Genomic DNA, 12,589 nt, shown 5'->3' on the forward strand with positions numbered 1-12,589 from the left:
ACCTGGGCGAGCAACGGGGTCACCGGGCACCTCCGGCCGCGATCGAGACGACGGAGCCGTGTCCGGCGCCGAGCGTGGCGCGGACCTTGGAGCCCGGCGAGTTGCCCGGCAGCCACACCACGCCGTCAGGCAGGTCGGCGACCACGATCGGCAGTGAGATCGACCCGCGGTCGGTCGAAACGGTGACGTGCCCGCCCAGTCCCTCCGCGGTGGCGGCCGACATCCTGGCGACCACGGCGCGAGCCGTTCCCGCCAGGTGCGGCTCGTCGATCAGCAGCGAGCCGTCGTCGATCAGCTGCCGCCAGGTCGCCAGCACGGCCTGTCCCGCACCCGGCGTGGCCGCCTGCTGATGCGGCACGTCCGGCGCTGCGGTGAAGGGCACCTTTACTGCATCAGATGCAGTAAAGGTGCCCTTCACCGCAAGTCGCGCGAAGTCGCCCGCCGCAGCGGCTGGCGTCTGGGTGAAGAGGTCGGCGTCCATTTCCACGCCGAGGGTGTCCAGCACGCGGCAGTCCGGCAGCGCGCCCGTGCCCTCGAGCGAGACGGGGAACTCGCGGTGGCGGCCCTCCCAGTTGAGGAAGCTGCCCGCCTTCTCGTCCACCGGCGCGATGGGCAGCACCACGTCGGCGTGGTCGGTGACGCCGCTGGGCCGCATCTCCAGGCTCACCACGAAACCGGCCGCGGCGAGCGCCTCGCGCGCCAGCGCCGGGTCGGGCAGGTCGTTGGGGTCGACGCCGCCGACCACCAGGCCGTCGAGTTCGCCTGCGACGAGCGCGGTGAGGATTCCCGTGGTGTCGCGGCCCGGTTCGGCGGGCAGCGCTCCCTCGGCGAGTCCCCACACCTGCTCCACCTCGGTGCGAGCGGCGGCGTCGGTGACCGCGCGACCACCGGGCAGCAGCGTCGGCAGCGCGCCGACCTCCACCGCGCCGCGCTCGCCCGCCCTGCGCGGGATCCACGCGAGCCGGGCGCCGGTGCGCTCGGCCAGCCGGTGCAGCGCGGTGAACAGACCCGGGACCTCGGCGGCCCGCTCGCCGACGAGCACCACGGCGCCCTCGGCCCGGAGGCTCTCGTCGAGGTCGGGCGCGTGCTGGGCGATGCCCTCGACCGCGCTCGCCTCGGCGCCCGGCACGCAGGCGAGCAGCTCGCCGAACGTCCTGTCGACGGCCGGCGTCGTCCACTGTCCGATGTGGACCACCTGGGTGCCGCGGTTCCGAGCGCCCTTGCGCAGCCGCAGGAAGACCGCGGGGGCCTCCTCCTCCGGCTCGAAGGCCACGCACAGCACCAGCGGAGCGTGCTCCAGCGCGTGGAAGGTGACCCCGTTCTCGGGGCCGGTGCCCACCACACGGGAGCCGAGGAAGTCCAGCTCCTCGGCCGAGTGCGCCCTGGCCCTGAAGTCGATGTCGTTGGTGCGCAACGCGACGCGGGCGAACTTGGCGTAGGAGTAGGCGTCCTCAACCGTCGACCTGCCACCGGAGAGCACCGCCGCGCCCTTGCCGTCGCGAGCCTTGGCCAGTCCCTCGGCCGCCGCCCGCAGCGCCTGCGTCCACGACGCCTCTTCGAGCTCACCGGTCTCGGCGTTGCGCACGAGCGGCGTGCGGATGCGATCGGAGGCGGTCGCGTAGCGGAACGCGAACCGGCCCTTGTCGCAGACCCACTCCTCGTTGACCTCGGGGTCCTCGCCCGCGAGCTTGCGCATCACCTTGCCGCGCCGGAAGTCCGTGCGCTCCGCGCAGCCCGACGAGCAGTGCTCGCACACGCTCGGCGACGACACGAGGTCGAACGGCCGCGACCGGAACCGGTACTGCGCGCTGGTGAGCGCGCCGACCGGGCAGATCTGGATGGTGTTGCCGGAGAAGTAGCTCTGGAACGGCTTGCCGCTCGAGGTCCGCGACGCCATGTCCAGCACGTCCGCGGTCTCCGCGGTACCGATCTGCTGGTGCGCGCCGCGCTCGAGCAGCTCGATGAACGGGTCGCCCGCGATCTGCGCGGAGAACCGCGTGCAGCGCTGGCAGAGCACGCACCGCTCGCGGTCGAGCAGCACCTGCGTCGAGATCGGCAGCGGCTTCGGGAACGTGCGCTTCTTGTCGCGGAAGCGCGACTCCGGCCTGCCGTGCGCCATCGCCTGGTTCTGCAGCGGGCACTCGCCGCCCTTGTCGCAGATCGGGCAGTCCAGCGGGTGGTTGATCAGCAGCAGCTCCATCACGCCCTGCTGCGCCTTGTCGGCGACGGGCGAGGTGCGCTGCGTCTTGACCACCATGCCGTCGGCGACCGTCATCGTGCACGAAGCCTGCGGCTTCGGCATCGGCCTGCCGCCCATCTCCACCTCGACCAGGCACTGGCGGCACGCGCCTGCCGGGTCGAGCAGTGGGTGGTCGCAGAACCGCGGGACGACAGTGCCGAGCCGTTCGGCGGTGCGGATCAGCAACTCGCCCTTGGGCGCGATGACCTCTTCACCGTCGACGGTCAGTTTGACGTGACCCTCGGGTACTTCGACCTTGGGCTCTTCTGGAGCCATCGTCATGCTTGTGCTCCCACCAGCTCACGCTTGTTGCTCTCACACAGCGCCAGGAACTCGTCCCGGAAGTACTTGATGCCGCTGGTGATGGGGCTGACCGCACCGTCACCGAGTGCGCAGAACGACCGGCCGAAGATGTTGTCGCAGACGTCGAGGAGGGTGTCGATGTCCTCTTCGGTGCCGTGACCGTCGACCATGCGCTCGAGGATCTGGGCGAGCCAGTACGTGCCCTCGCGGCACGGAGTGCACTTGCCGCAGGACTCGTGCTCGTAGAACTGCGTCCACTTCATCACTGCCCACGGCACCGACACGGTCTCGTTGAAGATCTGCACCGCGGTGGTGCCGAGCATCGAGCCGGCCTCGGCCGCGCCCTCGAAGTCCAGCGGCACGTCCAGGTGCTCAGCCGTGAACAGCGGCGTCGACGACCCGCCCGGCGTCCAGAACTTCAGCGGGATGCCGTCCTTCATGCCCCCGCACAGCTCCAGCAGCTCCCGCAGCGTGGTGCCCAGCGGAGCCTCGTACTGGCCGGGCCGCTCGACGTGACCGGAGATCGAGAAGATCTTCGGCCCCGGCGACTTCTCGCGGCCCATCTGACGGAACCAGTCGGCGCCGCCGTTGACGATGTAGGGCACGCTCGCGATCGTCTCGACGTTGTTCACCGTCGTCGGCGCGGCGTAGAGACCCGCGGCGGCGGGGAACGGCGGCTTGAGCCTCGGCTGGCCGCGGCGACCCTCGAGCGAGTCGAGCAGCGCCGTCTCCTCACCGCAGATGTAGGCGCCGGCTCCCGCGTGGACGGTGAGCTCCAGGTCGAAGCCGGAGCCGAGGATGTCGGCGCCGAGGTAGCCCGCCGCCTGCGCCTCCCGGACCGCCGCGTTGAGCCTGCGGATCGGGTGCAGCGCCTCGCCGCGCACGTAGATGAAGCAGTGGTGCGAGCGCATCGCGTACGCCGCGATGACACAACCCTCGATGAGCGAGTGCGGGTCGGCCATCATCAGCGGGATGTCCTTGCAGGTTCCCGGCTCGCCCTCGTCGGCGTTGATCACGAGGTAGTGCGGCTTGTCCTCGTTGGGCGGCATGAACGACCACTTGACGCCCGCCGGGAAGCCCGCACCGCCCCGGCCGCGCAGGCCGGAGTCCTTGACCAGCTGCACGAGCTGTTCCGGGGAGCCCTTGAGCGCCTTGCGCAGCGCCGAGTAGCCCTCGAGGTCCTCGTAGGTGGACAGCCGCCACGACTGCGGCGAGAGCCACCTCTTGGTGAGTACCGGGGTAATCGGATCGGCCGTCATTTCGCCTCCACCTCCGGCAGCGGCGCGTCGTCCGCCATCGCTGGTGCCGTCCAGCCGCGGTCCGCGGCCAGTTGCGCGCCCCGCAACGTCTCCACGGCCTGCGACGGCCCGTCGACGTCGATGCGGTACGCCTCCTCGTCCTCGGGGAAGAACCCGGCGAGCTGGCGCTCCACGGCCTTGAAGTCCGAGAGCGGCGCCCCGCGCGTAGGGGCGGGCTTCTCCCCGCGCCGCAACGCGTCCACGAGCTCCACCGCCGAGTCCGGCGTCTGGTTGTCGTAGTACTCGTAGTTGACCTGCAGCACGGGACCGAGGTCGCACGCGGCGAGGCACTCGGCGTGCTCGATGGTGATCGAGCCCTGCTCGCCGGGAGTGCCCGCGGTCTGCTCGTGCCCGAGCGGTTTCCCGTCCTCGCCGAGGTGTTCTCCGAGTCGCTTGTAGATCGCGTCGCCGCCGAGTGCCGCGCACAGCGTGTTGGTGCACACGCTCACGAGGTGCTCGCCGCACGGCTTGCGCTTGTACATCGTGTAGAACGTGGCGACCGCGCTGACCTCGGCCTCGGAGAGCCCGAGCTGCTCGCCGCAGAAGGCGATGCCCTCCTGGCTCACGTAGCCCTGCACCGACTGCACCAGGTGCAGCATCGGCAGCAGCGCAGAACGCGACTGCGGGTAGCGGGCCGCCAGCGCCTGCGCCTCGGCCACCGTGGCCGCGTCGAACGGGGAGGCCAGCGGCTCGTCGGCCAGCATGCCCTCCTCGCGCACCGGCGAGATGCCGACGACGTCGACGTCGGCACCGGCGGCGGCGAACGTCTCCTTGGCGGGCTCCGCGCCCGGCCTCGGCGTCTCCGACGGCGTGGTCATCGGTCCACTCCCCCCATCACCGGGTCGATCGAGGCGACCGCGGCGATCACGTCGGCGACCAGTCCGCCCTCCGACATCGCGGGCATCGACTGCAGATTCACGAAGCTCGGTTCGCGCACGTGGACGCGCAGCGGCCGGGTGCCCCCGTCGGAGACGAGGTGGAAGCCGAGCTCGCCGCGCGGCGACTCCACCGGCGCGTACACCTGGCCCGGCGGCACGTGGAAGCCCTCGGTCACGAGCTTGAAGTGGTGGATCAGCGACTCCATCGACTGACCCATGATCTTGCGGACGTGCTCGAGCGAGTTGCCCATGCCGTCGCTGGAGACCGACAGCTGCGCCGGCCACGCGACCTTCTTGTCCTCCACCATCACCGGGCCCGGCTCGAGGCGCTTGAGCACCTGCCGGACGATCTTCAGCGACTGGTGCATCTCCTCGACCCGGATCAGGTACCGGGCCCAGCAGTCGGCGTCGGTCGAGGTGGGGATGTCGAACTCGAACTCCTCGTAGCTCGAGTACGGCTCCACCTTGCGCAGGTCCCACGGCAGGCCCGCGGAACGCAGCACCGGGCCGGTGACGCCGAGCGCGAGGCACGCGTCGACGGGCAGGTAGCCGACGCCCTTGAGCCGGTTGCGCCAGATCGGCTGACCGGTGAAGAGCTTGTCGTAGAGCGGAAGGCGCTCGTCCATCACCTTGCAGAAGCTGGTGACGGCCTCGTGGAAGTCCTCGGGCATGTCCTGCGCGAGCCCGCCGGGACGGATGAACGCGTGGTTCATGCGCAGACCGGTGAGGTGCTCCAGCAGGTGCAGCACTTCCTCCCGCTCGCGGAAGCCGAGCGTCATCGCCGTGGTGGCACCGAGTTCCATGCCGCCGGTGGCGATGTAGACGAGGTGCGAGCCGATGCGGTTGAGCTCGAGCAGCAGGATGCGCAGCAGCTGCGCCCGCTTGGGCACCTCGATGTCGAGCAGCTTCTCGACGGCGAGGCAGTAGCCCATCTCGTTCGACAGCGGCGCGAGGTAGTCCATGCGCGTCACGAACGTGACGCCCTGGGTCCACGTCCGGTACTCGCAGTTCTTCTCGATCCCGGTGTGCAGGTAGCCGATGACCGAGCGGAGCTGGGTGACGGTCTCGCCCTCCATCTCCAGCACGAGCCGGAGCACGCCGTGCGTCGACGGGTGCTGCGGGCCCATGTTGATGACCATGCGCTCGTCGTGCGAGGCGTCGGAGAGGACGTCGTCCCAGTCCCCGCCGCTGACCGTGTAGACACGGCCCTCGGTGGTCTCGCGGTGTTCGGCGTACCGGGTGTCCGAGCCCTCGGCCGTGGTGTCGGTGCCGGTCGTCGCGTCGGCGAGCCGATCGCTCGATGTCATGAGTACGACCTCCGAGTGTCCGGCGGCGGGATCTCCGCGCCCTTGTACTCCACCGGGATCCCGCCGAGCGGGTAGTCCTTGCGCTGGGGGAACCCGTCCCAGTCGTCCGGCATCAGGATGCGCGTGAGCGCGGGGTGGCCGTCGTAGACGATGCCGAACATGTCGTAGGCCTCGCGCTCCTGCCAGTCGGCGGTCGGATAGACCTCCACAATGGAGGGAACATGGGGCGGGTCGTCAGGGTTGTCGCAGTCGAGCGTCACCTCGAGGCGGATCCGGCGCCGGTACGTCATCGACGTCAGGTGGTACACCGAGTGCAGCCGCTGGGGCACGTCGACGCCGTAGTCCACGCCGGACACCGAGCTGCACAACTCGAACCGCAGCCCCGCGTCGTCGCGCAGCGTGCGGCAGATGGCGACGAGGTGGTCGCGGTCGACGTAGAACGTGATCTCGCCGCGGTCGACGGTCACCTGCTGCACGGACTCGGCGGGGATGCCGTTGTCGGCCAGCGCCGCGTAGAACTCGTCGGCGAACTCGTCGAACCAGCCGCCGTAGGGCCGCTCGGCGGGCGGCACGGAGTACGCGGGCAGGCGGAGCCCGCCGTAACCGGAGGTGTCCCCGGTTCCCGAGACACCGAACATTCCCTTGCGTTGCCTGCCCGCGACCACGGGCTCGGCGGGACGGGCAGGCTCGGCGCTCGTCGGTTCGAGACCGCCCTCTGCCCGCTCGGCGCTCGACTGTCCCGCGCCGGGTTCCGGGTTCTCGGCGTGCCTCTCGTCATTCTCGGACATGGCAGACCTACTTCTTCGCGTACTTGATCGACGACGGCACGATCGCGGTGGTCTCGCCGCTGGCCGCGCGGGCCGCGGCGCGGCGCGGGCCCATCGGCTCGTCCTGGATCTTGGCGTGCAGCTTGAGGATCGCGTCGAGGAGCATCTCCGGCCTCGGCGGACAGCCGGGCAGGTACATGTCCACGGGAACGATGTGGTCGACGCCCTGCACGACGGCGTAGTTGTTGAACATGCCGCCGGAGGAGGCGCACACGCCCATCGCGATCACCCAGCGCGGCTCGGGCATCTGGTCGTAGATCTGACGCAGGACGGGAGCCATCTTCTGGGTCACCCGGCCCGCCACGATCATCAGATCCGCCTGACGCGGCGTGGCACTGAAGCGCTCCATGCCGAACCGCGCGATGTCGTAGCGGGACCCGCCGGTGGTCATCATCTCGATGGCGCAGCAGGCGAGCCCGAACGTCGCGGGCCACAGGGAGTTCTTGCGAGCCCAGTTGACCACGCCCTCGAGCTTGGCCAGCAGGATTCCGTTGGGGAGATTCTCTTCGAGACCCATAGCCCTCAGTTCCAATCCAGCCCGCCGCGCCGCCATACGTAGGCGTCGGCGATGAAGAAGGTTGCGATGAAGAGCGTGGCCGCCGCGACGCCCCACAGGCCGAGCGCGTCGGCCGAGACCGCGTACGGGAACAGGAACACCATCTCGATGTCGAAGAGGATGAACAGCATCGCGGTCACGTAGTAGGCGACCGGCATCCGCCCCGCGCCGACGAGCGGCTGCGGGGACGGTTCGATGCCGCACTCGTAGGCCGAGAACTTTGCCCTGTTGAAACGACTCGGTCCGAGTAACGGCCCCAGCAGCACGGACAACGTCGCGAAGGCGAGCGCGAGGACGAAGATCAGCACCAGCGGCAGGTAGACACCGAGGCCGGCATCCGGGCCGCCTTGTGCCAACACCACTCCTGCCGAGGCAACCGATGAGTTCACTGCGGCACCATCCTTTCCGCGCCGCTGCGTTACGGACGTGTGTTCTGCGCGACTTCTGGGCGGGACCCTAAGGGATCTGGCTCACACCTCTGAGAGTTAGGCCACCCTTACCCGGCGTGTTCAACCACCGCGGTCACCACCTTCGAACAGAACTCCGCTTGTGAAAAGGTTCACAAGCTTCTCGTCGAAGTTGTGAAGCCGTTCACAAAGCATGCCCGCAGTGTAGGACGCGACTCACAGCGTTGTCGCTAGCAGGCGTGGTATAAGGGTTACCTAACTTGCAGCGCGACGAGGCGGGCACGCACGGTCGCCCGAGTACGGCGACCAGCACAAAAGCGACGAAAGTCCGCGCTGTCAGCGCCCGGAGTACAGCCGTACTGTGAGGTTTCCCACGTGCCGATCAGGCACTCGGAGCGACGCGTGCGAGCGCCGCGATGATCCGGTCGACCCCGTCGCCGCCCTTCGCGTCGTAGCAACCCGAGAGGCCCTTGTAGATCAGCGGGATGAGCGGATTGACGCGCAGGCCGTACTTCGTGGCCGCGCGCATCACCTTCGGCTTGCCGATCGCCTTGGCGAAGACGTTGCCGAGCCGGTAGTAGCCGCCCATGAGGTCCGACAGCGCGCGCGGGTAGCCGCTCAGCGCGCGCTCGCGCGAAGGGCCTTCCGGCCGCGCGAGTGCCTGCACGACGTGCTCGGCCGCCAGTTGCGCCGACTCCATCGCCGCCGAGATGCCCTCGCCGTTGAACGGGCTGACCATGCCGCCCGCGTCGCCGAGCAGCAGCAGGCCGTCGCGGTAGTGCGGAGTGCGGTTGAAGCCCATCGGCAGCCCGGCGCCGCCGATCTTGCCGACGGCGTTCTCCTCGCGGTAGCCCCATTCCTCGGGCGTCGAGTCGAGCCACGAGCGCATCAGCGCGCGGTAGTCGGTGTTGCGGAAGGACTTCGACGTCGACAACATGCCGAGCCCGACGTTCACCGTGCCGTCGCCGAGCGGGAAGGCCCAGCCGTAGCCGGGCAGCAGTTCGGGCCTGCGCGGATCGGAACGGTCCCACAGCTCGAGGTGGCCCTCGATGTAGGCGTCGTCGTGACGCGGGCTCTTGTAGTAGCGGCGCACCGCCACGCCCATCGGGCGCTTCTCGTTCTTGTCGATGCCCACCGACAGCGCGAGGCGCGCGGAGACGCCGTCGCACGCGAGCACCAGCGGAGCGCGGTAGGTGACCGGCGTCTTCTCGGGGCCCACCTTGGCCTCGACGCCGACCACCCGGCCCGCGGCGTTGGTGACCGCTCCCGTGACCGTGGTGCGCTCGTACAGCCTGGCCCCGGCCTTGACGGCCGTCTTGGCCAGCAGGTCGTCGAAGTCGTGCCGGGTGCGCGAGACACCGTAGGGCGGGTAGCTCGTCAGGTCCGGCCAGTCCAGCTCGAGCGTCAGGTCGCCGGTGAGGATGCGCAGCCCCCTGCTGTGCACCCAGCCCGCGTCCTGGCTCGTGTCGAGGCCGAGGTCGATGAGCTGCTTCACCCCGCGCGGCGTGAGGCCGTCGCCGCACACCTTCTCGCGGGGGAAGGTGGTCTTCTCGAGCAGCAGCACGTCCACGCCCGAGCGGGCGAGGTACGTGGCCACCGTCGATCCGGCGGGTCCCGCACCGACGACGATGACCTCGGCGTCCTGAGTCATGCGGCCGAGTCTACGGAAGGCGCGCGGCGGCCCTTCCGCTCACTCGCCCGCTTCGGGCTTGCGGGCACGGTGGATGGCCACGACGCCGAAGGTGAGGTTCAGCCACTCCACCTTCGTCCAGCCCGCCGAGGCGATGATCTCGCCCAGAGAGCGCTGGTCGGGCCAGTCGAGCATCGACTCGGCGAGGTAGCCGTAGGCGTCCGGATTGGACGATGCGCGCCTGCCGAGCCAGGTCATGGCCCGCAGGAGCACCTTGCGGTAGAGGAACCGGATCGGCGGGAACGTGGGCGTCGACACCTCGCAGATCACGAGCCTGCCTCCCGGCTTGACGACCCTGGCGATCTCGGTGAGCGCGGCCTTGGTGTCCACGAAGTTCCGGATGCCGAACGAGATCGTCGCCGCGTCGAAGCTGTCGTCGGCGAAGGGCAGCCGCAGCGCGTCGGCGGCCACCATGGGCACGCCACGGTCGAGCCCGTTGCGCAGCATCTCGAGCGAGAAGTCGGCGGCGACGCAGTACGCGCCGCTGCGGGCGTACTCCTTCGTCGACACCCCGGTGCCGGCAGCCAGGTCGAGCACGGTCTCCCCGCGCCTGGCGTCCAGAACCTTCGCCGTGGTGATGCGCCAGCGCCGGTCGAAACCGAACGTCATCACCGAGTTCGCTCGGTCGTAGCCTGCCGCGACTCCATCGAACATGGCGGCTACTTCGCGAGGATCCTTGTCCAGGCTCGCTCGTGACATGCCCGGAGTCTAGGCGAGCACCGACAGCATCCCGCGCACGGAGACCGGCCAGGCGAACTCCTCGGCCCGCGCCCTCGCCGCTGCCCTGCGATCGGGCTCCGGCGACTCGAGCAGACCGGTGACGGCGGTGGCGAACGCGGGCGCGTGGTCGGCGACCGCCGCGCCGCAGCCCGGCCGGACGATCTCGCGCAGCGCCGACGAGGCCGACACCACCACGGGCGTGCCGGAGGCGAGCGCCTCCAGCGCCGCGAGCCCGAACGTCTCGTGCGGACCCGGCGCGAGCGAGACGTCGGCACTGGCGAGCAGCCGCGCGACCTGGGCGCGGTCGGAGAGGAACCCGAGGAACGTCACCGGCAGCCCTCGCGCGCGGCGTTCGAGCGCCCTGCGCCTCGGCCCGTCACCGGCGACGACGAGCCGCACCCTGGCACCGGACTCGGTGAGCTCGGCCACCGTGTCGACGCTGCGCTCCACGTGCTTCTCGGGCGAGAGCCGTCCACAGTGCACGATCAGCGCGTCGGCGCCGCCGGAGAGCACGCGCCGCCACGTGTGGTCGCGCAGGCCGGGGGTGAACGCGCTCAGGTCGACGCCGAGCGGCACGCGCTGCACGTTCGGCGCGCCGATCCGGTCGAACTCGGCGCGGGCGAACGCCGTGGTGCACACCACCTTGTCGTAGCTCGCGGCCATGCGCCGGTTCGCGGCGTCGGCGACCCGGCGCGCCACCTGCTCCGGTAGCAGGAACTGTTCGAGCAGCCGGTCGAGGCGCTCGTGCGAGATCACCACGCTCGGCACCTCGCGGTCACGGGCCCAGCGGCCCATGCCGCGCAGGGTGAGCCGGTCGGAGACCTCGAGCCGGTCGGGCTCCAGCGTGTCCAGCAGCCCGCGGACGCGGTACGGGTCGACGGCCCGGTAGCCGCCGGTGCCGGGGATGCGCGGCGCGGGCAACGTCACCCGGCGCACGCCGTCCGGCAGGCTCTCGTCGGCGTGGTGCGGACCCGGCACGACGAGCGTCACGCGGTGCCCGCTCGTGACGTAGCCGGCGCCGAGGTGGTGCAGCGCCGTCCGCAGCCCGCCCGAACGCGGACCGTAGAAGTTCGCGAGCTGCACGATGTGCATCACGCCGCCCGGAGGACGTGGCCTCGCACCGCCTCGTAGTGGCCGACGAGCTCGGCGCACACCGCGGGCCAGGTGCGGCCCAGCACGCTGCGTCTCGCCTGTTCGCCCAGCCGTTCGCGCAGGTGCCCGTCGTCGCGGAGCTGCTCGACCCTGGCCACCAGCTCACTCGCGAACCGCGACCGCTCGGGCGGCAGCAGGAACCCCGTCGCGCCGGAATCCACCAGGTCGCGAGGGCCGCCAGCCGCGGGCGCGAGCACCGGCAGTCCCGATGCCTGCGCCTCCTGCACGGCCTGGCAGAATGTCTCGTGCGGGCCGGTGTGCACGAACACGTCGAGGCTCGCGTAGGCGGTGGCCAGCTCGTCTCCGTAGCGGGCGCCGAGGAACGCGGCGTCGGGCAGCTGCTCGCGCAGGCCGTCGAGATCGGGCCCCTCGCCCACCACGACCACCCGGATGCCGTCGATCCCTGCGAGGCTCGCCAGGCGGTCGACCTCCTTCTCCGGCGCGAGCCTGCCGACGAAGCCCACCAGCACCTCGCCGTTCGGAGCCAGCTCCGCGCGCAGCGCCGCGTCCGCGCGAGCCGGGGAGAACCGCTCGATGTCGACGCCCCTGCCCCAGCGGTGCACCCGGGGCACCCCGTGCAGCCGCAGTTCCCGAGCAGAGTGCGTGGACGGCGCGAGCGTCCGGTCGGCCCTGCAGTGCAGGCGGCGCACCCAGCGCCACGCGGCCCTGGCGCCGAGGCCGAGACCGTACGCGGAGGCGAACCCGGCGATGTCGGTCTGGTAGACGGCCACCACCGGCACCCCGAGCCTGCGCGCTGCGGCGAGGCCACGGGCACCGACCACGAAGGGTGACGCCAGGTGGACCACGTCCGGCCCGAAGCTCGCCAGCGCGGTGAGCACGGTCCTGGTCGGCACACCGACAGGAAGGGAGTTGACGACCGGCAGGTCCACGGCTGGCACCCGCACGACGGGCGCGCCCCGATACTCCTCCGGCCCGGCTCCCGGCGCGATCACGAGCACGTCGTGCCCGCGCTCGCCCAGGTGCTCCACGACCCTGAGCACGGAGTTGGTCACGCCGTTCACCTGCGGCAGGAAGCTCTCGGTGACGATGGCGACTCGCACATACCGGACTCTGGCAGCGGTCAGGGGCACCAGGGCCACGGACACGTAACGGCAGAGACAACGGCGCCGGAACTTCTGCACCGCGATGTCACAACGTGTAGTCGTTCAGAAATCGCGAGCGACTTGTCATCTCCATGTCGTGTGCCGGACA

General features: G+C 70.5%; 11 protein-coding genes. All 11 read right to left on the reverse strand.

Annotated features, from left to right (window positions below; all coding sequences use genetic code 11):
* Nucleotides 1-19: 19 nt before the first annotated feature.
* Entirely contained in the window at nt 20-2,521 is a 2,502-nt protein-coding gene (locus tag JHE00_RS07420) for an NADH-quinone oxidoreductase subunit G (RefSeq protein WP_200316167.1), read from the reverse strand.
* Nucleotides 2,518-3,801 carry an NADH-quinone oxidoreductase subunit NuoF gene (gene nuoF / locus JHE00_RS07425; protein WP_200316168.1) on the reverse strand — a complete coding sequence of 428 codons (1,284 nt, stop codon included), beginning with the start codon at nt 3,799-3,801 and terminating at the stop codon, nt 2,518-2,520. Before nuoF ends, JHE00_RS07420 begins: the two co-directional genes overlap by 4 nt.
* Nucleotides 3,798-4,658 (reverse strand): NADH-quinone oxidoreductase subunit NuoE, encoded by an 861-nt coding sequence (gene nuoE / locus JHE00_RS07430; RefSeq protein WP_200316169.1) that lies wholly within the window; start codon nt 4,656-4,658, stop codon nt 3,798-3,800. The genes nuoF and nuoE overlap by 4 nt, the downstream gene beginning before the upstream one ends.
* On the reverse strand, nt 4,655-6,025 hold the full coding sequence (locus tag JHE00_RS07435; protein ID WP_200316170.1) for an NADH-quinone oxidoreductase subunit D: 1,371 nt from the start codon (nt 6,023-6,025) through the stop codon (nt 4,655-4,657). The genes nuoE and JHE00_RS07435 overlap by 4 nt, the downstream gene beginning before the upstream one ends.
* A complete protein-coding gene (locus tag JHE00_RS07440; RefSeq protein WP_200316172.1) occupies nt 6,022-6,813 on the reverse strand; it encodes an NADH-quinone oxidoreductase subunit C in 792 nt (263 codons plus the stop codon). Before JHE00_RS07440 ends, JHE00_RS07435 begins: the two co-directional genes overlap by 4 nt.
* A 7-nt stretch (nt 6,814-6,820) precedes the next feature.
* Complete coding sequence (locus JHE00_RS07445; protein WP_200316173.1) at nt 6,821-7,369, reverse strand: NuoB/complex I 20 kDa subunit family protein; 549 nt, start codon at nt 7,367-7,369, stop codon at nt 6,821-6,823.
* 5 nt (nt 7,370-7,374) lie between these two features.
* Nucleotides 7,375-7,797, reverse strand: a complete 423-nt coding sequence (locus JHE00_RS07450) for an NADH-quinone oxidoreductase subunit A (RefSeq protein WP_200316175.1) — start codon at nt 7,795-7,797, stop codon at nt 7,375-7,377.
* Between the two features lie 400 nt (nt 7,798-8,197).
* Nucleotides 8,198-9,466, reverse strand: coding sequence for a geranylgeranyl reductase family protein (locus JHE00_RS07455; RefSeq protein WP_200316177.1), 1,269 nt, complete (start codon nt 9,464-9,466; stop codon nt 8,198-8,200).
* A 39-nt stretch (nt 9,467-9,505) separates the two neighbouring features.
* Complete coding sequence (locus JHE00_RS07460) at nt 9,506-10,204, reverse strand: demethylmenaquinone methyltransferase (protein WP_200316179.1); 699 nt, start codon at nt 10,202-10,204, stop codon at nt 9,506-9,508.
* 9 nt (nt 10,205-10,213) lie between these two features.
* A complete protein-coding gene (locus JHE00_RS07465) occupies nt 10,214-11,317 on the reverse strand; it encodes a glycosyltransferase (RefSeq protein WP_200316181.1) in 1,104 nt (367 codons plus the stop codon).
* Nucleotides 11,317-12,438: a glycosyltransferase family 4 protein gene (locus JHE00_RS07470; RefSeq protein WP_200316183.1), complete on the reverse strand. Its 1,122-nt coding sequence runs from the start codon at nt 12,436-12,438 to the stop codon at nt 11,317-11,319. Before JHE00_RS07470 ends, JHE00_RS07465 begins: the two co-directional genes overlap by 1 nt.
* Nucleotides 12,439-12,589 lie beyond the last annotated feature (151 nt).

It is taken from the genome of Prauserella cavernicola (genome assembly GCF_016595675.1).
In the GTDB taxonomy this organism is placed as follows: domain Bacteria; phylum Actinomycetota; class Actinomycetes; order Mycobacteriales; family Pseudonocardiaceae; genus Prauserella_A; species Prauserella_A cavernicola.